This is a genomic window from Caulobacter sp. GW821-FHT09B08, assembly GCF_059418225.1.
In genome coordinates this window covers 700,111-722,190 of record NZ_JBWKPL010000001.1, presented here as the reverse complement: position 1 = coordinate 722,190, position 22,080 = coordinate 700,111, and the positions used below count along the sequence as shown (strand labels likewise).

The 22,080-nt window shown below is 67.9% G+C and carries 23 protein-coding genes; 12 read left to right on the top strand and 11 right to left on the bottom strand.

The genetic code is table 11. The annotated features are described in order from the left end of the window. Positions 1-39: 39 nt before the first annotated feature. Entirely contained in the window at positions 40-777 is a 738-nt protein-coding gene (locus AC07OA_RS03470; RefSeq protein ID WP_494662360.1) for a glycosyltransferase family 2 protein, read from the bottom strand. 55 nt (positions 778-832) lie between these two features. On the opposite strand from AC07OA_RS03470, the gene AC07OA_RS03465 reads away from it, so the two are divergent. Both AC07OA_RS03465 and AC07OA_RS03460 read left to right on the top strand, forming a co-directional pair. After that, positions 833-2,536 carry an ArnT family glycosyltransferase gene (locus AC07OA_RS03465; RefSeq protein ID WP_494662917.1) on the top strand — a complete coding sequence of 568 codons (1,704 nt, stop codon included), beginning with the start codon at positions 833-835 and terminating at the stop codon, positions 2,534-2,536. Continuing rightward, positions 2,533-3,435, top strand: a complete 903-nt coding sequence (locus AC07OA_RS03460) for a hydroxymethylglutaryl-CoA lyase (RefSeq protein ID WP_494662359.1) — start codon at positions 2,533-2,535, stop codon at positions 3,433-3,435. The genes AC07OA_RS03465 and AC07OA_RS03460 overlap by 4 nt, the downstream gene beginning before the upstream one ends. 6 nt (positions 3,436-3,441) lie before the next feature. Here the strand turns inward: AC07OA_RS03460 and AC07OA_RS03455 are convergent, their stop codons facing one another. The 8 genes from AC07OA_RS03455 to cysS all read right to left on the bottom strand — a co-directional run bounded on the left by AC07OA_RS03455 (position 3,442) and on the right by cysS (position 10,747). Then, on the bottom strand, positions 3,442-4,221 hold the full coding sequence (locus AC07OA_RS03455; RefSeq protein WP_494662358.1) for a class I SAM-dependent methyltransferase: 780 nt from the start codon (positions 4,219-4,221) through the stop codon (positions 3,442-3,444). Next, the gene (locus AC07OA_RS03450; RefSeq protein ID WP_494662357.1) at positions 4,218-5,138 is read right to left on the bottom strand and encodes a glycosyltransferase family 2 protein; all 921 of its coding nucleotides are present in this window, start codon (positions 5,136-5,138) and stop codon (positions 4,218-4,220) included. Before AC07OA_RS03450 ends, AC07OA_RS03455 begins: the two co-directional genes overlap by 4 nt. Further along, on the bottom strand, positions 5,138-7,114 hold the full coding sequence (gene thrS, locus AC07OA_RS03445) for a threonine--tRNA ligase (protein WP_494662356.1): 1,977 nt from the start codon (positions 7,112-7,114) through the stop codon (positions 5,138-5,140). The genes AC07OA_RS03450 and thrS overlap by 1 nt, the downstream gene beginning before the upstream one ends. Beyond that, positions 7,111-7,365 (bottom strand): membrane protein insertion efficiency factor YidD, encoded by a 255-nt coding sequence (gene yidD, locus AC07OA_RS03440; RefSeq protein WP_494662355.1) that lies wholly within the window; start codon positions 7,363-7,365, stop codon positions 7,111-7,113. Before yidD ends, thrS begins: the two co-directional genes overlap by 4 nt. A 54-nt stretch (positions 7,366-7,419) precedes the next feature. After that, positions 7,420-7,881: an iron-sulfur cluster assembly scaffold protein gene (locus AC07OA_RS03435; RefSeq protein WP_494662354.1), complete on the bottom strand. Its 462-nt coding sequence runs from the start codon at positions 7,879-7,881 to the stop codon at positions 7,420-7,422. A gap of 5 nt (positions 7,882-7,886) precedes the next feature. Next, positions 7,887-8,348 carry an SRPBCC family protein gene (locus AC07OA_RS03430; protein WP_494662353.1) on the bottom strand — a complete coding sequence of 154 codons (462 nt, stop codon included), beginning with the start codon at positions 8,346-8,348 and terminating at the stop codon, positions 7,887-7,889. A 43-nt stretch (positions 8,349-8,391) separates the two neighbouring features. Next, positions 8,392-9,153 (bottom strand): 3-oxoacyl-ACP reductase, encoded by a 762-nt coding sequence (locus AC07OA_RS03425; protein WP_494662352.1) that lies wholly within the window; start codon positions 9,151-9,153, stop codon positions 8,392-8,394. A 205-nt stretch (positions 9,154-9,358) separates the two neighbouring features. After that, positions 9,359-10,747, bottom strand: a complete 1,389-nt coding sequence (cysS, locus tag AC07OA_RS03420) for a cysteine--tRNA ligase (protein WP_494662351.1) — start codon at positions 10,745-10,747, stop codon at positions 9,359-9,361. Positions 10,748-10,927: 180 nt separating this feature from the next. Between cysS and folE the strand changes: the two genes are divergently transcribed. From folE to AC07OA_RS03385, 7 genes are all read left to right on the top strand, one after another. Next, positions 10,928-11,569 (top strand): GTP cyclohydrolase I FolE, encoded by a 642-nt coding sequence (gene folE / locus AC07OA_RS03415; protein WP_494662350.1) that lies wholly within the window; start codon positions 10,928-10,930, stop codon positions 11,567-11,569. Between the two features lie 116 nt (positions 11,570-11,685). Next, complete coding sequence (locus tag AC07OA_RS03410) at positions 11,686-13,512, top strand: M14 family metallopeptidase (RefSeq protein WP_494662349.1); 1,827 nt, start codon at positions 11,686-11,688, stop codon at positions 13,510-13,512. A 38-nt stretch (positions 13,513-13,550) separates the two neighbouring features. Beyond that, positions 13,551-14,696, top strand: coding sequence for a hypothetical protein (locus AC07OA_RS03405; RefSeq protein ID WP_494662348.1), 1,146 nt, complete (start codon positions 13,551-13,553; stop codon positions 14,694-14,696). Positions 14,697-14,804: 108 nt separating this feature from the next. Further along, the gene (locus tag AC07OA_RS03400; protein ID WP_494662347.1) at positions 14,805-15,206 is read left to right on the top strand and encodes an MAPEG family protein; all 402 of its coding nucleotides are present in this window, start codon (positions 14,805-14,807) and stop codon (positions 15,204-15,206) included. 116 nt (positions 15,207-15,322) lie between these two features. Beyond that, a complete protein-coding gene (locus AC07OA_RS03395) occupies positions 15,323-15,751 on the top strand; it encodes a hypothetical protein (protein ID WP_494662346.1) in 429 nt (142 codons plus the stop codon). A 168-nt stretch (positions 15,752-15,919) separates the two neighbouring features. Beyond that, on the top strand, positions 15,920-17,191 hold the full coding sequence (locus AC07OA_RS03390; protein ID WP_494662345.1) for an acetyl-CoA C-acyltransferase: 1,272 nt from the start codon (positions 15,920-15,922) through the stop codon (positions 17,189-17,191). 144 nt (positions 17,192-17,335) lie between these two features. Then, a complete protein-coding gene (locus tag AC07OA_RS03385) occupies positions 17,336-17,659 on the top strand; it encodes a DNA-binding protein (RefSeq protein WP_494662344.1) in 324 nt (107 codons plus the stop codon). Here AC07OA_RS03385 and AC07OA_RS03380 read toward each other — a convergent pair. Together AC07OA_RS03380 and phaR are read right to left on the bottom strand one after the other, a co-directional pair. Next, the gene (locus tag AC07OA_RS03380; protein ID WP_494662343.1) at positions 17,656-17,988 is read right to left on the bottom strand and encodes a hypothetical protein; all 333 of its coding nucleotides are present in this window, start codon (positions 17,986-17,988) and stop codon (positions 17,656-17,658) included. The two genes, AC07OA_RS03385 and AC07OA_RS03380, sit on opposite strands and share 4 nt — an antisense overlap. A 105-nt stretch (positions 17,989-18,093) precedes the next feature. Then, positions 18,094-18,783: a polyhydroxyalkanoate synthesis repressor PhaR gene (phaR, locus tag AC07OA_RS03375; protein ID WP_494662342.1), complete on the bottom strand. Its 690-nt coding sequence runs from the start codon at positions 18,781-18,783 to the stop codon at positions 18,094-18,096. Between the two features lie 221 nt (positions 18,784-19,004). Here phaR and AC07OA_RS03370 point away from each other — a divergent pair, with 221 nt between their 5' ends. The 3 genes from AC07OA_RS03370 to AC07OA_RS03360 all read left to right on the top strand — a co-directional run bounded on the left by AC07OA_RS03370 (position 19,005) and on the right by AC07OA_RS03360 (position 22,036). Then, positions 19,005-20,180: an acetyl-CoA C-acetyltransferase gene (locus AC07OA_RS03370; protein ID WP_494662341.1), complete on the top strand. Its 1,176-nt coding sequence runs from the start codon at positions 19,005-19,007 to the stop codon at positions 20,178-20,180. Positions 20,181-20,325: 145 nt separating this feature from the next. Further along, positions 20,326-21,051 (top strand): beta-ketoacyl-ACP reductase, encoded by a 726-nt coding sequence (locus AC07OA_RS03365; RefSeq protein ID WP_494662340.1) that lies wholly within the window; start codon positions 20,326-20,328, stop codon positions 21,049-21,051. Between the two features lie 193 nt (positions 21,052-21,244). Next, positions 21,245-22,036 (top strand): DUF4908 domain-containing protein, encoded by a 792-nt coding sequence (locus AC07OA_RS03360; protein WP_494662916.1) that lies wholly within the window; start codon positions 21,245-21,247, stop codon positions 22,034-22,036. Positions 22,037-22,080: the final 44 nt, after the last annotated feature.

Here is a 22,080-nt window from a genome sequence, read left to right as displayed (position 1 = left end):
GCGGGGGCGCGGCAAGGCGCAGCGCGCGCCCCGCGTCGATCAGACCTCGTCGACGCCCTGCGGATTGCGGGCCCGGGTCTGCAGCCACATCACGCCCAGCAGGTCCGACACCGAGGCCTTCAGCCGGCCGAAGTTGGTGTATTTCGACACGCCGCTCTCGCGGTGGCGGTGGTTCACCGGCTGGAACGCCACCTCGTAGCCCTCGCGCAGCATCAGGGCCGGGATGTAGCGGTGGATGTGATCGAAGTAGGGCAGGCGCAGGAAGGCCTCGCGGCGGAAGGCCTTCAGCCCGCAGCCGGTGTCGTTGGCGGTGTCCTTCAGCAGGCGCTTGCGCACGCCGTTGCCGAATTTCGAGGCGAAGCGCTTGGCGCTGGAATCCTGGCGCTTGACCCGCTCGCCGCCGACCAGGGCCAGTTCGGGCGGGCCGGCCTTCAAGGCCTTGGCCAGGCGCGGCGCGTCGGCCGGGTCGTTCTGGCCGTCGCCGTCCAGGGTGACGACGATGGGCGCGCGGGCGGCCAGCACGCCGCTGCGCACGGCGCGGCTCTGGCCCGAGTTCTTGCGATGGCCCAGCACCCGCAGCTGCGGGATCTCGGCCTTCAGCGCCGTCAGCAGCGCCTTGGTGTCGTCGCGGCTGGCGTCGTCGATGAAGATGATCTCGTGGTTCTCGCCGGCGAAGGCCGTCGCGATCTCGCGGGCCAGGGCCGGCGCGGCGCCGCCTTCATCGAAGACGGGAACGACGATCGAATAGTCGGGAGAAGCGGAAACGGGAGCGGTCATCGGCCTCTCATAGCGCAAAAATAGCCTAAAAGAAGGATCGTGCTATTCCAGCATGATGACACTTGAATCGCGCCTGGATGACTGGAGCCGCGGCTGGCGCGGTCCGCTGTTCGCCGCCCTGGTGGCCTTGATCGCCGGCCTGCCCGGCCTGTTCGCCATGCCGCCGCTGGATCGCGACGAATCGCGCTTCGCCCAGGCCACCGCCCAGATGCTGGAAACCGACGACCTGGTGGTCATCAAGTTCCAGGATCAGCCGCGCTTCAAGAAGCCCGTCGGCATCCATTGGCTGCAGGCCGCCAGCGTCACGGCCTTCTCGGCCGCCGAGGACCGGGGCATCTGGGCCTATCGCATTCCCTCGCTGCTGGGCGCCATGCTGGCCGCCGCCGCGTGCGCCTGGGGCGCCTCGGCCCTGCTGAGTCCCAAGACCGGCCTGCTGGCCGGCGGCATCCTGGGCGCGACCATCCTGCTGTCGACCGAAGCCTTCATCGCCAAGACCGATGCGGCCCTGTGCGGCTTCACCACCCTGGCCATGGCGGCGATCGCCCGCATCTACGCCGCCCACCTGGCCGGCGAGACGGTGAACCGCTGGACCAAGCTCGCCTTCTGGATCGGCCTGGCCATGGGCGTGCTGATCAAGGGCCCGGTCGGCCTGATGGTGGTGGCGCTCAGCGTGATCGCCCTGTGGATCTGGGACCGCAAGGCGCCGTGGCTTAAGGACCTGGGCTGGGGCTGGGGCCTGACCCTGGCGGCGGCCATCGTCCTGCCCTGGGCGATGATGATCACCGTGGCCACCGATGGGGCCTTCTGGTCCACGGCGGTGGGCGGCGACCTCGCCCCCAAGCTGGCCGGCGGCCAGGAGAGTCACGGCGCCCCGTTCGGCGTCTACGCCCTGGCCGCCTTCCTGCTGGTGTTTCCGGCCACCCTGCTGCTGCCGTCGGGCGTAGTGCTGGGCTGGACCGGCCGCAAGGAGGCGGGGATCCGCTTCGCTTTGTGCTGGCTGATCCCCACCTGGCTGGTGTTCGAGATCCTGCCGACCAAGCTGGTGCACTACACCTTGCCCGCCTTCCCGGCCCTGGCCATGCTGATGGCCGCGTCGCTGCGGGCGCCGCTGGGCAAGATCTCGCGCGTCGTCGGGGCGGTGCTGTCGGCCCTGGCCGGGGTGCTGTTCGCCGGGCTGGTCGGCTATCTGCACAAGGACTACGGCGATCCGGGCGACCTGCCCGTCACCCTCCTGACCGCCCTGCTGTTCCTGGCCGCCGGGCTCGCGGGGGCGGTGCTGGTGATGCGCAAGACCGCCGCCACCGCCCTGGTCTCGGCCGGGGTGCTGGGGATCCTGGCCCACGGCGCCTTGGTGAGTCTGCTCGTGCCGCGCCTGGAGCCGCTGCTGCTGTCGCCGCGCCTGGAGAAGGCGCTGGAGAAGGCCGATCTGGCGCCGCGCAGGGGCGCGCCCGGTCCCGTCGCCGTCACCGGCTACGCCGAGCCCAGCATGGTGTTCCTGCTGGGCACCACCACCGAGCTGACCGATCCGGCGGGCGCCGCCCAGGCCGTGGCCGAGGGCCGGCCCGCCGTGGTCGAGGGCCGCCAGGAGGCCGCCTTCCAGGCCGCCCTGGCCGAGCTGGGTCAGATGGCGCGTCCGGCGGGCGTGGTCGACGGCTTCGACTATTCCGACGGCGACAAGGAACGGCTGACCCTCTATCGCGGCGCGCCGATCGCGCCCGACGAGGAGGGCGAGGCGGCCGAAGAGGAGCCCCGCCGATGAGCCGCTTCATCCAGATCGTCGAGGTCGGCCCGCGCGACGGCCTGCAGAACGAGAAGCTGTCGCTGAGCGTCGAGGAGAAGCTCTCGATGATCCGCCGGCTGGAGGCGGCCGGCGCCAGGCGCATCGAGGCGGTGTCGTTCGTGAACCCCAATCGCGTGCCGCAGATGGCCGGGGCCGAGGAGATCATGGCCGGCCTGCCCGCCGACCTGGTCCACGCCCGCATCGGCCTGGTGCTGAACATGCGGGGCTGGGAGCGCTGCGTGGCCGCCCGGTGCGACGAGGCCAATGTCGTGGTCTGCGCCACCGACGGCTTCGGTGTGGCCAATCAGGGCACGACCAGCGCCCAGCAGGTCGACGCCCTGGCCGCCATCGTCGAGCGCCAGGCGGTCGAGGGCGGCCCGCCGATCAGCGCCACCATCTCGGTGGCCTTCGGCTGTCCGTTCGACGGCGAGGTCTCGGAAGACCAAGTCGTCGCCATCGCCCGCGAGGCCGCCGGCCTGGGCGTGGCCGAGATCGTCATCGCCGACACCATCGGGGTCGCCGACCCCTGGACCGTCCGCAAGCGCGTCGAGGCCGTGCGCGCCGCCGCCCCGGGGCCGCGCCTGCGCCTGCATTTCCATGACACCCGAAACACCGGCCTGGCCAACGCCTTCGCGGGCGTCGAGGCCGGGGTCGACGTGCTGGACGCCTCGGTCGGCGGCCTGGGCGGCTGTCCGTTCGCCCCGAACGCCACCGGCAACATCGGGACCGAGGACCTCGTCTACATGCTGGAGCGCGCCGGCTTCGAGACCGGCTACGACCTTTCCGCCCTGATCGCCATCGGGCGCGAGGTCAGCGAGCGCCTGGGCAAGACCGCCCCGGCCTCGTCCCTGGGCAAGGCCGGCGGGTTTCCGGCCTGAGAGGTCTCAGCCCTGGCGGCGAAACACCGCCATGGCCTGGCCGCTGGCCGAGACCGGGCTGTCGATGACCTCGACCAGCGACCAGTGCGGGGCGGCGCGCTCGGCGAAGCCCTCGCGGGTCATGTAGCCGCACAAGAGGTTGGAGCCCTCGGCCCCGTTCTGGCGGATGTGGAAGCCGTCGCGGGCCAGTTCGGCGGCGAAGGCCTGCGCGCCCGGGATCAACGGGTCGAAGAAGCTGAGCATGGCCAGGCCGCCCGGCCGGGTCACGCGGGCCAGTTCGGCCAGCCACTGACGCAGCGGCCCGTCGGTCATGTGGGTGAAGACCGAGGTGGCGTAGACCACGTCGAATTCGCCGGCCTCGAAGGCTAGGGGCGGGGTCTGGCGCGACAGCACGAAGCGGCCCGGCAGGTTGGCGGCGCACCAGGCCACGAGCTTCGGATGGATGTCGCAGCCGCTGAGGGCGATGGCCTTGCCGGCCGCGTAACGGGCCAGGCGTCCGCAGCCGCTGCCGAACTCCAGCACCTTGCGGCCGTCCTCGAACGGCAGGCCGTGGCGAGCGGCGATGGCCGACAGTTCGTCGAAGGTGGTCCGGCCCTGGGCCAGGAAGGCGTCGGTGTCGGCGTGGCCGGCGGTGATCACCCGCAGATAGGCCGGCGGCACGGGCACGCCGTCGGCTTCGGCGACGCCGGGCGCGGCCCGCCAGGCCATGGCGCGCTGGAACAGGCCGAAGGCCGTGTCCGCCAGCCCCAGGCGGTCCAGAGCCCGAACGACCGTCTTGCGGTTCATTTGCGCAGACGGGCCGTGAACAGGGGGCGCACCAGCGACATGACCATGATGGCCGGAGCCAGCAGCACGGCGATGACGTAGCGCTGGATGGTGTCGGCCCGCTTGATGAAGTAGCGGCTGAGCCCCACGCCCTTGTGGAACTCCACCTTCAGCGGATGCTCCAGGCTGGTGTGGCCCAGGTGGATCACCTCGGCCTTGGGCTGGAACAGCACCTGGCCGCCGGCCTGGCGGGCGCGCCAGCACAGGTCGATGTCCTCGACGTGCAGGAAATAGCCCTCGTCGAAGCCGCCCAGGAACTCGAAGTCGATGCGGCGCAGGGCGAAGCAGGCGCCGGAGATGGTCGGCAGGGCGATCGGCTCGGCCGGCACCGGCTCGTGCTCGCGGTGGATCTCGAAGCCGGCCAGGCCGGGGATGCGGCTGCTGAGCTGGCTGAAGCTGAGCAGGGTGGTCACCGGGGTGACTTCGCCACGACGGCCGCCGCGCTGTTCGCTGCCGTCGACGTTCAGCACCCGGGCGCCGACCACGATCGGGGCGGGCCGCTCGCCGAAGGCGTCGACCAGGGCCTGGATGCAGCCGGACTGCAGGTTGGCGTCGGGATTGAGGAAGACGATGTATTCGCCGCGCGCGGTCTCGGCGCCCAGATTGGCGCCGCGCGCGAAGCCGATGTTGCCGTGGCCCTGCTGCAGCACCACCCGCGCCTCGGTCATGCCCAGGGTGCGCAGGCGCTCGGCCTCGGCCGCCGGCGAGCCGTTGTCGACGATGACGAATTCCTCGACCAGCGGCTCGGCCAGCACGTGCCGGATGCTTTCGACCAGCGCCTCTCCCGTCTGATAGACCACCATCACCACCGAGATGCGCGGCCGGACCGGCCGCACGCCGGAGACGAAGGTCGAATGAGACGGGAGAATGCTGTTCATCAGGCTTGCGCCAACTCCGCGGACCGTACGTCCGCGCGAGCCCGGGCCAGGTCCGGCGGCGTCGCCTCCTCGGTCAACGCCGCGACGGCGTCTTCCAGCGACAGCACCTTCTGCCCCTCGCCGCCAAGGCGTCGCAGGGCGACCTCTCCGTTCTCGGCTTCCTTACGCCCGACCACTGCGATCACGGGAACCTTCGCGAGGCTGTGCTCGCGAATCTTGTAATTGATCTTCTCGTTACGGAAATCGACCTCTGCGCGAATGCCCATCGAAGTCAATCGGTCGGCCACGCGCTGGGCGTAATCGTCGGCGTCGGAGGTGATCGTGGCGACCACCACCTGCACCGGCGCCAACCACAGCGGCAGGGCGCCGGCGTAGTTCTCCAGCAGGATGCCGATGAAGCGCTCGAACGAACCCAGGATCGCCCGGTGCAGCATCACGGGGCGATGCTTGGCGCCGTCCTCGCCGATATATTCCGCGCCCAGCCGCTCGGGCAGGACGTAGTCCAGCTGCAACGTGCCGCAGGTCCACTCGCGGCCGATGGCGTCCTGGACGATGAAGTCGAGCTTCGGCGCGTAGAAGGCGCCGTCGCCTTCGGCGATCACCGGCTCGACGCCGGCCAGGCGCGCGGCCTCGGCCAGCATGCCCTCGGCCTTGTCCCAGAACTCGTCCGAGCCCGCGCGCAGTTCCGGGCGCGTGGCCAGGGCGATGTACTTGGTCGTCATGCCCAGATCCGCGTGGATCATCCGCGTCAGGCGGATGAAGCGCTCGGTCTCCTCGACGATCTGGTCCTCGCGGCAGAAGATGTGGGCGTCGTCCTGGGTGAAGGCGCGCACCCGCATCAGGCCGTGCAGGGCGCCCGACGGCTCGTAGCGGTGGCAGGCGCCGAACTCGGCCATGCGCATCGGCAGCTCGCGGTACGACCGCTGGCCGACGTTCCAGATCTGCACGTGGCCCGGGCAGTTCATCGGCTTGAGCGACAGGATCTCGCCCTCGACCGTCTCGCACGTGAACATGTTGGAACGATACTTGTCCCAGTGGCCAGACTTTTCCCAGAAGTGCTTGTCCAGCACCTGGGGCGTCTTGACCTCGATATAGCCGGCCTTGTCGAGGCTGCGGCGCATATAGGCCTCAAGCGTCTGCCACAGCTTCCAGCCCTTGGGGTGCCAGAAGACCATGCCGCGGCCTTCTTCCTGCATGTGGAAGAGGTCCAGCGCCTTGCCCAGCTTGCGGTGGTCGCGGCGCTCGGCTTCCTCGATGCGCTTGATGTAGGCTTCGAGATCGGCTTCCGAGGCCCACGACGTGCCGTAGATGCGCTGGAGCTGGGCGTTGTTCTGGTCGCCGCGCCAGTAGGCGCCGGCCAGCTTGGTCAGCTTGAACGCCTTGCCCACGTGCTTGGTCGACGGCAGGTGCGGACCTCGGCAGAGGTCCTTCCACTGGCCCTGGCGATAGACCGTGATCGTGTCCGTGCCCGGCAGGTCGCGGATGATCTGGGCCTTGTACTGCTCGCCGATGTCGTCGAAGTGCTTGATCGCCTCGTCGCGGTCCCAGACCTCGCGCGTGATCTTCTCGTCGCGGTCGACGATTTCCTTCATGCGCTTTTCGATCGTGGCCAGGTCGTCCAGGCTGAACGGCTCGTCGCGGGCGAAGTCATAGTAGAACCCGTCTTCGACGTTGGGTCCGATGGTAACCTGCGTGCCCGGGAAAAGTTCCTGCACAGCTTCGGCCAGCACGTGGGCCGTGTCGTGACGGATGGTGTCCAGCGCGTCGGGCGATTCGCGCGTGATGATCTCGAACTTGTTTCCGCCGCCCAGCAGGTCGGCCGTCAGCGGACGATCCAGGTCCAGCAGTTGGCCGTCCAGCTTGATCAGCAGGGCCTTCTTTTCGAGGGACTTGGAGATGGACGCGGCCACGTCGCGGCCCGTCGAACCGTCAGCATACTGGCGGGCCGAGCCGTCGGGGAAAATCAGGTCGATCATTCTTCACATATCCACTTGCGCGGCGTCTTCGGCGGAGGCGGCGGGTCGTACCCCGAGCCGCCGAACGGATTGCAACGGCAAATCCGTCCCACCGCGAGCCAGGACCCTTTGAAGGGTCCGTGATCCTTGAGCGCCTGGGCCGCGTATTCCGAACAGGTCGGCAGATACCGGCACTGGCGCCCGATGAAGGGCGATAGCGTCGTCTTGTAGGCCTTGAGGCCCAGGTCGACGGTGCGTTCGTAGAGTGTCATGCCGGCGCTTTCGCGAACGGAGTCGGGACTTTATCGGCTAGCGAAAAGTACCGATCAAGCGGCGCCAGCGCGGCTAGTTCGGGTTTGGGCCTGGGCTGTGGCCTGGCGGACAGCCTCCACCGTGGCCTCGAACGCCAGCAGCGTCGAGGCATGACGGGCGGGATAGTCCTTGACCGGCTCCAGCACGGCGAGCTCCGAAAACCGACCCGTGGGAGCCGGGCCGTTCGACTTGAGCATAGCGTGCAAGGCGTCGCGGGCCAACTCGATCTCGGAAAGATCGGCCCCCACCACCTGGGCGCCGAGGATCGCGGCGCTGGCCTGGCCCAGGGCGCAGGCCGTCACGTCCTGAGCAAAGTCGGCCACCTTGCCGTTCTCCACCGTCACGTCGACCACGATCCGGCTGCCGCACAGCTTGGCGGTCTTCTCGGCGCTGGCGTGCGGCGCGGCCAGGCGTCCGGCCCGGGGCATGTTGGCCACCAGACCCAGGATCCGGGCCGAATAGAGGTCGTCGATCATGGGACCTATGTGGGGTTCTTCTGGCGTTCGGACCAGATGGCCTCGGCATGGTCGCGCAGCGCCTCGCCCATGCGGGTGTAGGCGGCGCGCAGCTTGCGGCGCTCGTCGCGGCTGATCCAGCGCACCAGCGGGCCCATGAACAGCTCGCCGTTCGAGAAGGTCGCGTTCTCCGGCCCCATGTTCTCGATCTCCAGATAGCGGATCGCGGTCACGAAGCCGCGCAGGCGCTTGGTGCGCCAGTGCAGCTGCTCGTAGGGCACCCAGTCCTGGACCACCGCCTCGACCGCCTGGGCGGAGCCGTCGCCGGCGACCAGGTCGAACCGCAGCGGCGTGCCGATGCGCATCTCGCCCTCCATGCGCGGATGGACCGGATTCCAGTCCTTCCAGGTGGAGAAGTCGGAGACCAGTTCCCAGACGAGCTCGGCGGGGGCCTTGACCCCGGTGCGAAATTCTACGGCGCGTTGCATGGCGTTCTATCTAGCGGGCTTTGCAGATTATTATGGGTGTAATCTAGTCGCGAACAAGACCGCCATCCACCACCAGGTTCTGGCCCGTCACCGCCCGGCTCCAGGGCGAGGCGAAGAACAGCACCGCGTCGGCGAACTCGGCGGGGGTGGTCACGCGGCGCAGGGGCGTGGACTGGGCGATCAGGTCGAAGATCGCCTCGGGCGTGGCGGCGCTGGCGTCGGTGGTGCGCAGGAGGCCGCCCGACAGCATGTTGACCGTGATCCCGCCGGGGCCGAGGTCCGCCGCCGCCGTGCGGGTCAGCGACAGCAGGGCGGCCTTGGCGGCGGTGTAGTCGTGATAGGGCACCACCGGGTTCTGGAACAGGTTGGTGCCGATGTTGATCACCCGGCCAAAGCCGGCGTTCTCCATGGCTGGAGCCGTGGCCTGGATCAGGTTCAGCGAGCCGCGCAGCGACACGTCCAGCTGGCCCTGGAAGTCTTCCCAGGGGATCGTCTGGAGGGTGTGACGGCCGTCGCCGTTGAAGCTGAAATCGCCCAGGGCGTTGTTGACCACGGTGGTCACATGGCTGCCGAAGTGCTCGGCCGCGTCGTTGACCAGGCGGCGGGCCTCCTCGCGGTCGCTGACGTCGGCGTGGATCGCCACGGCCTGGTCGCCGAGTTCCTCGGCCAGCGCCAGGGCGGCGGCTTCGCTGCGGCGGTAGTTGATCACCACCGACGCGCCCTGGGCGGCGAAGGCGCGGGCGATGGCGGCGCCCAGGCCCCGGCCGGCGCCGGAGACCAGGACGATCTGTTCGTCGAGCTTCAAGCGTCGAACTCCGTATTCATGGTCGCAAATCTCTCCCTGACCCGTTCCCCCTCCACCGTCATCCTCGGACTTGTTCCGAGGATCCCTGTTTCCGCCGCGAAGGAGGAAGACCCGTGGAGCGGAGAGGCGGCGAACTTGAGGGGCAACGACAGCTCGGCTGGACGAGGGGTCCTCGGAACAAGTCCGAGGATGACGGGCATGGGGATCAGTCCTTCATGCGCCAGGTGGCGCCGGCCGGACCGTCCATGACCACCACGCCCAGGGCGTCGATCTCGGCGCGGATGGCGTCGGCGGCGGGCCAGTCCTTGGCCTGGCGAGCCTCGAAGCGACGCTTGAGCAAGTCTTCCACCTTGGCCTTCAGGTCGTCGTCGGCGTCGCCCTCGAACCAGGCGTCCGGATCGGCTTGCAGGAAGCCCAGCAGGCCGGCCGTGGCCAGCAGCTTGCCCTTGCCCGCCGCGATCGCCGCCTCGTCCCCGGCCGTCACGGCCTTCTCGATGGCGCTGGACAGTTCGAAGAAGCCCGACACCGCCAGCGGGGTGTTGAGGTCGTCGCCCAGGGCGGCCAGCACCTCCTTGGACGGTTCGGACACGGCGGCTTCCACCGTCTTGGCGCGACGCAGGGCGCCGTACAGGCGGTCCAGCGCCTTGCGGCTCTGCTCGATCAGCTCGGGCGTCCAGTCCAGCGGCTGGCGGTAGTGGCCCGACAAGAGGCCCCAGCGGATCACCTCGCCCGGCACGGTCTTCAGCAGCTCGTGCGGGATGATCACATTGCCCAGGCTTTTCGACATCTTCTCGCCGGCCATGTCGAGGAAGCCGTTGTGCAGCCAGTAGTTGGCCAGCACCGGCGCGTCGTGGGCGCAGCGGCTCTGGGCCACTTCGTTCTCGTGGTGCGGGAAGGCCAGGTCGATGCCGCCGCCGTGGATGTCGATGGTCTGGCCCAGGGTCTTGTCGATCATGGCCGAGCATTCGATGTGCCAGCCCGGACGGCCCGCGCCCCATTGGCTGGGCCATTCCGGCTCGTTCTCCTTGCTGGGCTTCCACAGCACGAAGTCGGCGGGGTGGCGCTTGTAGGGCGCGACCTCGACCCGGGCGCCGGCGATCATGTCGTCCAGATCCCGGCCCGACAGCTGGCCGTAGTCGGCGAAGGCCTGGGTGTCGAACAGCACGTGACCCTCGGCGGCGTAGGCCTTGCCATTGTCGATCAGCTTGCCGATCATCTCCAGGATCGCGCCGATATGGGCGGTGGCCTTGGGCTCGAGGTTCGGCGACAGGGTCAGCAGGGCCGCGGCGTCTTCGTGATAGGCGGCCAGATAGCGGTCGGTGATGACCCCGATCTCGACGCCCTCGTCGAAGGCCTTCTTGTTGATCTTGTCGTCCACGTCGGTGACGTTGCGGGCATAGACCACCGCGTCGTCGCCATAGACGTGGCGCAGCAGGCGGTAGAGCACGTCGAACACCACCACCGGCCGGAAGTTGCCGATGTGGGCGTAGTTGTAGACCGTGGGGCCGCACACATACATCGTCACCCGGCCGGGATCGGCGGGAACGAAGTCGCGCTTTTCGCGCGTCATGGTGTCGTGGAGCCTGATGGTCATGGGAAAACGCGTCGCCGATATTGTGACAGGACAGTTGCCCGCCTTGGAGAGGTTCCCATATAGCTATCCAGGCGTTTTGACACCCCGCAGAGGGAAAACGCGACAAACGGGTGGCACGCGTAATTCCAGGGCGAAGGGCGCTCTGGCGCAACTCAGCCCGTGGAAAGACCTCCTCACAACATGGACGCACTGACCCGCGAGCGAACCCTGACCGGTTTGGACAACGACACCGGTCTTGATCTTGAACCCGCCCAGCGCCCCAGCCGAGACGAGGCCTTGGCCGCCGTCCGGACCCTGCTGGCCTGGGCCGGCGACAATCCCGACCGCGAGGGCCTGCTCGATACGCCCAAGCGCGTGGTCGACGCCTATGGCGAGTGGTTCGCCGGCTATACGGGCGATCCGGCCAAGGAGCTGAGCCGCACCTTCGAGGACGTCCAGGGCTACGACGACATGGTCATGCTGCGCGGCATCGACGTGCAGAGCCACTGCGAGCATCACATGGCGCCGTTCCTGGGCAAGGCCTGGGTGGCCTACATGCCGACCGGCAAGGTCGTCGGCCTGTCCAAGCTGGCGCGCCTGGTCGAGATCTTCGCCAAGCGTCTCCAGACCCAGGAGACCATGACCATGCAGATCGCCGACGCCATCGAGGACCACCTCTCGGCGGCCGGCGTGGCCGTGCTGATCGACGCCGAGCACCAGTGCATGTCGACGCGCGGCGTCCACCACCACGACGTCTCGACGATCACCACCCAGTTCCGCGGCGTGTTCAAGAGCGACAAGGTCCTGCAGCAGCGCTTCATGGACCTGGTCACGCGGAAATAGTACGCCCCTTCGGCCGGGGACATGCGCATGCGCGTGTCCCCATGAAGTCCAGCCAGGGTTAGGGGACACGCGCATGCGCATGTCCCCGGCCGTGACGGAGCCGGAGGGTGTTTGAGATGTTGAAGACGTGTCTGGCGGCCGTGGCCGTCGCAATGACGGCGGGCATCTCCATGGCGCAGACACCCAAAGCTCCGTGGGACGGCGAGATCCTTCCGCCGACCCTGGCCTGGCACGGCGCCAGCGAGAAACTGATCGCCAAGCCGTCCGACCCGTGGATCACGCCGTCGGAGCTGACCGGCCTGACCGCCTCGCCGAACTACGAGGAGACCCGCGCCTGGCTGGAGAAGCTGGACGCCGCCTCGCCCCTGATCCGCATGGAGACCTTCGGCAAGTCGCCCGAGGGCCGCGACCTGCTGGTGCTCTACGTCTCCAAGGACGGCGACAGGTTCGATCCGAAGAAGCCCGTGCTGCTGGTCCAGGCCGGCATTCACCCGGGCGAGATCGACGGCAAGGACGCGGGCATGATGCTGCTGCGCGACATCGCCTTCCACGGCAAGGACAAGCTGCTGGACGGGGTGAACCTGGTCTTCGTGCCGATCTTCAGCGTCGACGGCCACGAGCGCGCCAGCCCCTACAGCCGTCCCAACCAGCGCGGCCCGGTGGTCCAGGGCTGGCGGCACACGGCCCAGAACCTCAATCTCAACCGCGATTACGGCAAGCTGGACGCGCCGGAGATGCGGGCGATGATCGGCCTGATCGAGCGGGTGAAGCCCGACCTCTACATGGACCTCCACGTCACCGACGGCGAGGACTACCAGTACGACGTCACCTACGGCTGGGCCGGCTATCTGGGCGACTTCGCGCGCTCGCCGGCCACCAGCGCCTGGCTGGACAACGCCTACCTGCCGGCCACCGAGGCCGGGCTGAAGAAGGCCGGCCACATCCCGGGCCAGCTGGTCTTCGCGCTCGACGACCGCGATCCCAAGAAGGGCCTGGGCGCCTCGCCGGCCTCGCTGCGCTATTCCAACGGCTATGGCGACGTCGCCCGGATCGCCACCGTGCTGGTCGAGAACCACTCGCTGAAGCCGTATCGCCAGCGGGTGCTGGGGACCTATGTCCTGCTGGAGGAGAGCCTGAAGGTCCTGGCCCGGGACGGCGCGGCCCTGCGCGCCGCCGAGGCCAAGGACCGCGCCGCGCGCCCGGCCGTGGTCGAGGCCAATTTCGGGACCGGCTTCGGGGCCGGCGTCAAGGCGCTGCGCACCGTCAGCTTCCTGGGCGTGCAGTACGAGACCTACGACTCCCCCGCCTCGGGCGGCAAGGAGGTGCGCTGGCTGGGCAAGCCCGATCCCAAGCCCTGGTCGCTGCCGCTCTATACCAGCGAGCCGACCCTGAAATTGACCCCGGCCAAGGCCTACTGGATCTCGTCGGCCAAGCCCGATGTCATCGAGCGCCTGCGCATCCACGGCGTGGCGATGGAGACCCTGACGGCGCCCCGGACGGTGACGGTCGACATGATCCGCCTCACCGCGCCCAAGATCGCCACCCGCGCCAGCGAGGGCCGCGTGCCGATCGAGGCCGGCCCCGTGACCCACGAGACCCGCAGCGTCACCTGGCCCGTCGGCTCGGTGCGGATCTCGACCGACCAGCCGCTGGGCGAGCTGGTCACTCTGCTGCTGGAGCCGGAAAGCGACGAGAGCTTCTTCGCCTGGGGCATGTTCCCCGAGGTGCTGCAGCGGGTGGAATATATCGAGGGCTACGCCATCGCCCCCCTGGCCGAGAAAATGCTGGCCGCCGACCCCGCGCTGAAGGCCGAATTTGAAGCCAAGCTGGCGGCGGACCCCAAGTTCGCCGCCGACCCCGACGCGCGCCTGGGATGGTTCTACGCCCGCACGCCGTATTACGACGACCACTACAAGCTCTATCCGGTCGGGCGGGAGCCGTAACGCGCAGGGGATGTGAACTCTGAATGCGGTAAAGCGATATGGTTTTTGATGAAATTGATCGAAATCTTACTGGTCCTAGAGCCGCGACTGATACGAGTTTTGGCTACCTGAACCGATCTAATCGACGTGCTTCAGAAAACGTTCGGGCTCTTATCGAAGCCTGGCTTTGTCGCTATCCAGAAGAAAAGCGAAACAGCCTCGTCGCTCGCTTACGGTCGCCGATTGATGAGGTGCATGCGAGCGCGTTCTTTGAACTGTCGTTGCATGAGTGGTTAGTTCGTACTGGACATGTCGTTCTTGAAATAGAACCAGCGCTGGCTCATACGCCACGTTCGCCTGACTTTCTTGTTCAAGCGCCAAATGGTGACCGGTTTTTCCTCGAAGCAACATTGGCGGTTGGAAGAACCCCTGCCGAAACGGCCGCCGATGCTCGATTGAACGCTGCCATTCAGGCAGTCGAACAGGCAAGTTCACTCGGGCATTTTTTGAATTTGAGTACCCGGGGGAAACCGTCCGCGCCGGTAACAATCCGCAGACTTCGCCGACAGTTAGCTACTTGGATTGCAGCTCTCCCAGAGGGCGAGGAGGTCGGTGGGGCGGCGGCATTCGTCTATATCGAGCATGGAATGTCACTTCGAATTCAAGCGTTCCCTCGAAGAGTGCGACTCGAAAGGCCAGATCGAGCACTAGGGGCGCGCTTAACGGAGCCGCAATGGGTGGCTCCTGGAGATGGTGTGCGAGAAGCCTTGCTCGGCAAAGCTTCTAGGTATGGAGATCTGCAAGCTCCCTACGTTGTTGCTGTAAATATGATGGCTGATTTCCATAGCGAGGAGCACGCTGTAGACGCGCTCATCGGTTCCCCATGTGTGGTGGTGCGCCACTATCCGGATGGACGGATTGAGTATGAAGAAAGCCGTAGTCGAGATGGCGTTTGGGTGGGAAAGCGCGGGCCACAGAAGCGGGGCCTGAGCGGCGTAATCGCCATTCATCAATTGGTCCCCTGGAGTGTGGGGCACCGACGAGCGGTCTTGATCAGAAACCCGTGGGCAAACCACCCACTGCCTCCAATCCCAATCAATGTTGATGAACTCAACTTGGTCGACAATCTATTCGTGCGATTAGACGGCGAACCACTATCGAATATCTTCGAACTGCCGCCCCACTGGCCAGCGCATGACGAATGAAAAGCTCGTCCTAGATCGCCTCCCCGACGAGCCATCTTGCCAGCCTCGTCGAACGCTGAACCTTATGCGGCCCACGTTCGACCTGAAGTTTCACGAGTGACGACCCCGATGGACACCCTCGCCTCCGGACACGCCGCCGCCCTGTGGGTGGGGCTGCACGTCCTGCTCCTGCTGACCCTGTCGCTGCTGGTCGTGCGGCTGCGCCAGAAGCACAAGGTGGCCATGGGCGACGAGGGCATTCCGGAACTCGCCCGCGCCATCCGCGCCTTCGGCAACGCCACCGAATACGTGCCGGCGGGCCTGGCCATGATCCTGGGCCTGGCGGTGGTGGGCGCGCCGCCCCTGGCGATCCACGTGGTGGGGCTGGTGCTGTTCGCCGGCCGGCTGATCCACGCGGTGGGCCTGTCCAACAGCGGCGGCGCCTCGATCCCCCGGGCGCTGGGCATGATCGGCACCTGGGTGGCCTATATTTTCGGCGCGGTGGCCCTGCTGTTCTACGCGATCGGTTGATCGACGGGCGCGGCGCCGCCTGACGGGCGAGGGCGCTTCACCCCGTCGGCGAATGCGGTTAACCCTGTGGCCCGTGCGGCAGGTCGGGTCCGCGTCTCTCGGGGGAGAGCCAAACCATGTTCGCCGCGTTCCCGCTGCTGGCCCTGCCGGTGCTGGTCTACAACCTGATCGTCCTGACCTTCGCGGGCGGGTTCGGCGCCAACGCCGCCCAGTACCGCCTGGCCGAGCAGCTGTTCACCATCCACATGACCTCCAAGGCCGAGTGGGCCGTCAGCCTGGGCGACCTCCTGCTGGCCGCCTCGCTGGTGGTGCTGTTCGTCGAACTGCTGAAATCCACGACCAGCCGCAAGATCGCGATCATCAACCACTCGCTGTCGATGGTGCTGTTCATCGTCTGCCTGGTCGAGTTCCTGCTGGCCCCGGCCTTCGGCACCTCGGTGTTCTTCCTGCTGACGGTGATGGTGCTGCTGGACGTGCTGGCCGGCTTCATCGTGACCATCGTCTCGGCCCGCCGCGACGTCGACTTCGGCGACGCGCACCATTAGGTCGCGTCCGGGGACATGCCCTTGCGGCGTGTCCCCAATTCCAGACGCCGTGGATGCCGGTGGGGGCACGCCGCGAGGGCATGTCCCCGGCTATAGCCAAATTCGACAAGACCTTGCGGCCAAGCCTGTCGATGCTGACATCCTAGCTTTGTTGCGAGGATCACGATCATGGCGTCCAAACCCGACATCTGGCTGGCGGCCGGCCTGCGCACGCCTTTCGCCAAGGTCGACGGCCCGCTGAAGGGCTATGACGCCATCGCCCTTTCGGTGCCGGTGGTGAAGGCCATGCTGGCGCAGGGCGCTCGCCCCGACTTCGCCGTCTGGGGCACGGTGATCCCCAACCTCACCTGGAGCAACATCGCTCGCGAGACCCTGCTGGACGCCGGGGCCGATCCGACCATCCCGGCCTTCTCGACCATCATGGCCTGCTCGACCAGCATGATCGGGGTGATCGAAGCCGCCGGCATGATCGACGGGCGCGGCCGGGATCTCGCCCTGGTGGGCGGGGTGGAGAGCATGAGCAAGGTCCAGGTCGGGGCCAGTATCGGCTTCTCCGACTGGCTCAAGGGCTTCCAGGCGGCCAAGACCACCGGCCAGAAACTGGCCCACCTGGGCAAGCTGAAGGCCTCGGACCTCAAGCTCTGGATCCCCAAGGTCGCCAACCGCACCACGGGCCTCTCCATGGGCGAGCACACCGAGATCACCGCCAAGGAATGGAAGCTTTCGCGCGCCGATCAGGACCAGATCGCCTTCGAAAGCCATCAGAACGCGGTCAAGGCCTGGGAGGCCGGCTTCTTCGACGACCTGGTCATTCCGGTCGGCGAGGTGAAGCGCGACACCATTCCGCGCAAGGATTCGACGCTGGAGAAGCTGGCCAAGCTGGGTCCGGCTTTCGACAAGGTCAGCGGCCAGGGCACCCTGACGGCGGGCAATTCCTCGCCCCTGACCGACGGCGCCGCGGCCATCTGGGTGGCCTCGGAGGCGGGCCTGGCGCGCCTGCCGGCCACGACCCCGCGCGTGAAGATCATCGACTACGAGGTCACCTCGATCGACCTGCGCAACGAGGGCCTGCTGATGGCGCCGGCCTACGGCGTGCCGCGCATGCTGGCCCGCAATGGCCTGAAGTACGACGACATCGGCCTGTGGGAGATCCACGAGGCCTTCGCCGCCCAGGTGCTGTCGCACATCGCCGCCTGGGAGGACGAGACCTTCCGCAAGACCAAGGCGGGCGTGGAGGCGGATCTGGGCAAGTTCCCGCGCGAGCGGATGAACCCCACCGGCGGCAGCCTGGCCGTCGGCCACCCGTTCGGGGCCACCGGGGCGCGGATCCTGTCTCAGGCCGTCAAGGAGCTGGCCGCGCGGCCCAAGGGCGAGAAGGCCATCGTCAGCATCTGCGCCGACGGCGGCCAGGGCACGATGATGCTGCTGGAGAACGCCTAGGTCAGCGCCGTGAAGATCAGCGTCACGACGGCGATGTCGAAGAAGCGGGTCAGGGCGGTGAGCAGCATTTGGATCTCGCGAGCGAATTCGCGCGAGTCCAAGCAAGACTGGCGCCAACGCCGGCTCCCGCGCTAACCTTTCCGCATGGCGCTCTTCTTCGACCAGCTCTGGTACGATGCGCGGCTGGCCGAGCGGGGCCTGACGCGGGCGGTCCTGGCGGCCGTGGCCGGCATGACCGGCGAGGAGCTGGACCTGGCCTACAAGGACCAGCGCGAGCTGACGGCGGCCCAGGTGGCCGCCTTCGCCGAGCTTCTGGGCGTGTCCCTGGCCGAGGCCGCGCGCCGGGCGGGCGTGGGCGCGCACGCGGCGGCCTTGCCGGGCGAGACGATTTCCCTGGAGCAGAAAGTGGCGTCGTTGGAGGCGCGGGTGACCGCGCTCGAGGCGGAACTGGCCCGCCTGAAAACCTAGATCTCGGTCTTCTTGATCAAGCCGGCCCTGGGGCGGCGGTCGGCCGGGCCGGAATATTCCGTGCCCAGGTAGGTAGACCGCGCAGTGTCGAGCACTTCCTGCCCACCGCGCAGGCCGCGCTTCTGGCCGGGCTGACCCATCAGGTGGGCCGCGAAGGCCGCGAAGGCTCCGCCGCGACGGGGCGGCGGCGGTTCGGGCTGCTCGTCGCGCACGAAGGTCACGTCCTCCTCGCCGTCCGCCTCGGGACGGCCGGAGTCGGCGTCGCGGGGCGCGGGCAGCGCCCGGCGCGCGGCCTGGGCGCGTCGGATGGGGTCGATAGGACCGTTCATGGTGAAGAGCTAACGCCAGGAGCGTTAAGGACGGGTCAGCCGGCGTGGTTAAGCGATGGTGGATCCGGCCGGGGACACGCGCATGCGCATGCCCCCGATCACGCCTTAGGACTTGGTCGCCAGCTTCTCGATCTGCTGCTGCATGGCTTCCAGCTGGCGCTTGAGGTCGGCCAGGGAGTCCTCGCTGGGCGCCGGGGGCGGGGCCGCGGCGGGGGCGGCCTGCTCGGCGGGGGCCGGGGCGTCCTCGGGGCGGGCGTAGGCGAAGGGCGAGAACATCTTCATGGCCCGGTCGAACAGGGCCATGTTCTGGCGGATCTGTTCCTCGTAGACGCCCATGCCAGGCATGCCCGTGGCGCCGCCGATGCCGGGCGTCAGCCCCGCGAACTGGGTGCGCATGCGCTCCTGCTGCTTGGTGAAGCTCTCCAGCGACATTTCCAGATAGCTGGGCAGGAAGGCCTGCATGGAATTGCCGTAGAAACCGATCAGCTGGCGGAGGAACTGGATCGGCAGCAGGTTCTGGCCGCCGCCGCGATTCTCTTCCTCGAAGATGATCTGGGTCAGCACCGAGCGGGTGATGTCGTCGTTGGTCTTGGCGTCGTAGACCACGAAGTCCACGCCCTCCTTCACCATGTCCGACAGGTGTTCGAGGGTGACGTAGGAGGACGACGCCGTGTTGTAGAGCCGGCGGTTGGCGTACTTCTTGATGACGACCTTCTGGCCCGCGCCCTTTTCCCCGTGCTTTTCGGAGGCGGCCTTGGCCGAAGGCGCTTCGCCGTTTTCGTTGTTCTCGGACATTTCGTTCCCTAGGACAGCGTTGTCTCCGCCTTTTCGCATCGCACTATCGCTAATGCAAAGGCGCGGCGCCAGTGGCGCTGACGCTTTGAGGTTGCAACATCCCGTGAAAAAGTGGCCGTGACGAACCTCGCCGGTTTGGGCATGGTGGCGCCGCACTGCAAAATCTCGGGCGCCGCATCTGCGAGAACCGCCCGGAAACACGTCTCGGGAGCCATATCGCCATGAGCGACATCGTCATCGTCTCCGCCGCCCGCACGCCGGTCGGATCCTTCCTCGGCGCCCTGTCCAGCCTGCCGGCCCACGAGCTGGGCAAGCTGGCGATCCAGGCCGCCGTCGAGCGGGCCGGCATCGTCCCCGCCGATGTCGACGAGGTGATCCTGGGCCAGGTGCTGCAGGCCGCCGCCGGCCAGGGCCCGGCCCGCCAGGCCTCGGTCAACGCCGGCGTGCCGGTCGAGAGCCCGGCCTGGAGCCTCAACCAGCTGTGCGGCTCGGGCCTGCGCGCGGTGGCCCTGGGCGCCCAGCAGATCGCCGACGGCTCGGCCGAGATCGTGGTGGTGGGCGGCCAGGAGAGCATGAGCCAGGCCCCGCACGCCCAGGCGCTGCGCAACGGCCAGAAGATGGGCGACCTGGCCTTCGTCGACACCATGATCAAGGATGGCCTGTGGGACGCCTTCCACGGCTACCACATGGGCCAGACCGCCGAGAACATCGCCAACCGCTGGCAGATCACCCGCGAGGCCCAGGACAAGTTCGCCGTCGCCAGCCAGAACAAGGCCGAGGCCGCCCAGAAGGCCGGCAAGTTCGACGCCGAGATCGTCCCGGTCACCATCAAGGGCCGCAAGGGCGACACCGTCGTCGACAAGGACGAATACATCCGCCTGGGCGCCACCCTGGAAAGCGTCTCGGGCCTGAAGCCCGCCTTCACCAAGGACGGCACGGTCACCGCCGCCAACGCCTCGGGCCTCAATGACGGCGCCGCCGCCCTGGTGCTGATGAGCGCCGCCGAGGCCGAGAAGCGCGGCCTCAAGCCGCTGGCCCGCATCGCCTCGTGGGCCAATGCCGGCGTCGAGCCCGAGATCATGGGCACCGGCCCGATCCCCGCCTCCAAGAAGGCCCTGGAACGGGCCGGCTGGAAGATTTCGGACCTGGACCTGGTCGAGAGCAACGAGGCCTTCGCCGCCCAGTCGCTGTGCGTGGTCCAGGAGCTGGGCCTCGACCCGGACAAGGTCAATGTCAACGGCGGGGCCATCGCCATCGGCCATCCCATCGGCGCCTCGGGCGCGCGCATCCTGACCACCCTGGTTCACGAGCTGAAGCGCTCGGGAGCCAAGAAGGGCCTGGCCACGTTGTGCGTCGGCGGCGGCATGGGCGTGGCCATGTGCATTGAAGCGATCTGACGACCAGTCTGGCGACCGGCCTTGGGGAGTCCCTCTGACGTCTGTTTTGACTGATTAGACGAAATCTTCGTGACGAGGGCCGTGGGGGCTTGTTCCCCCACGGCGCGAGCGTGCAACGATAAGAAACCTTCAGCGGGAGAACATCATGGCGAGAGTTGCGTTCGTGACCGGCGGCACCCGGGGCATCGGTCGAGCGATCTGCGAGCGGTTGGTGGCCGACGGACTGAAGGTGGCGGCGGGCTACAGCGGTAACGAGGAAGCCGCCGGGGCCTGCGCCAAGGAACTGGGTGTGATGGTGGTCAAGGGCAATGTCGGCTCGTTCGACGACTGCGCCGCCGCCGTCAAGAAGGTCGAGGCCGAGCTAGGCCCCATCGAGGTGCTGGTCAACAACGCCGGCATCACCCGCGACGGCATGCTGCACAAGATGAGCTACGAGCAGTGGTCCGAGGTCATCCGGGTCAATATGGATTCGGCCTTCAACATGACCCGCCCGGTGATCGAGGGCATGCGCGATCGCGGCTGGGGCCGGATCATCAACATCAGCTCGATCAACGGCCAGAAGGGCCAGATGGGCCAGACCAACTATTCGGCCGCCAAGGCCGGTCTGATCGGCTTCACCAAGGCGCTCGCGCTCGAGAACGCCAAGAAGGGCGTGACGGTCAACGTGATCTGCCCCGGCTATATCGACACCGAGATGGTGGCCGCCGTGCCCGAGAACGTGCTGGCCGGCATCATCGCCGGCATTCCGGTGGGCCGCCTGGGCAAGGGCGAGGAGATCGCCGACATGGTCTCGTTCCTGGCCGGCGAGCGGGCCGGCTTCGTGACCGGCGCCACCCTCACCCTCAACGGCGGCCAGTACATGGCTGCCTAGGGGCCGCCTAAAAGGCGTGCTCTGATCGCCACGGCGGTCCGCCAAAAGGACAGGGCGACTTGACGAGGACTCCCCGCCGGTTGGACATTCCGACCCGCGGGGAAATTCTTTCAAGCATTGCATGACCTCCTCCGGGAAATCGCGTGGCGGCAACAAGGTCTTCGACGTCCAAGATTCGCCCCAGTCGGCGGGCATGACCCTGGGTATGAAGAGACAATCGGCGTCGATGGGGCCAGGGGGCTGCGCGATACTGCTGGCGGCCGCCCTTGCGGCCGGCGCCGGCGGGGCCTGCGCGCAGTCGGCGGGCCACAGCCTGCGCGACGCCCTCTTCGGCAATCGCGGCGGTTCGGAACAGCGCAAGGCGCCCGCCCCGCCCGTGGCCCGCTATGTCTCCGAAACCGGCGACGCCTTCATCCTCGACCGCGCCTCGCCCCAGCCGCTGCTGAAGTTCGAGAACAGCTCCGAGGTCTGGGTGCTGTCGGCCGAGGCCGCCCCGCGCGGCGACATCATCTACAAGAACGAGCTGGGCGAGCCGGTGCTGCGCGCCAGCAAGCTGGGCGGCATGACCCTGTTCACGCCCGAGCGGCCGGGCGGCGACGCCGCGGCGCTCATGGGCAAGGCCAGCTCGATCCAGCCGCCGGCCTTCCTGTCGGTCAACGCCCTGTTCCAGCGCCTGATCGCGGCCAGCAGCCGCGCCAGCCGCGCGGCCGAGCACCGCGTGCTGTTCAAGACCGTCGACGACGCCACGCCCGAGACCTCGGTCCTGGTCGCCGACACCGCCACCATCACCGCCGAGGCCTTCGAGCGCATGGCCCGCGCCGGCGACCGCTCGATGCTGAACCGCGTCAACCGCGTCCTGCTGGCCGAGGGCCGCAAGCCCGGCGTCAGCCTCAAGGGCGGCGACCTGACCGTCACCTACGCCCCCGGCAAGGGCCTGTCGGGCCGGCCGTCGTCCAAGCGCATCGTCAAGGTCGTCAACAAGTAAGGGCGCTCTTCCTCCTCACCCGCGTAGCGGGGGAGGTGGCGCGA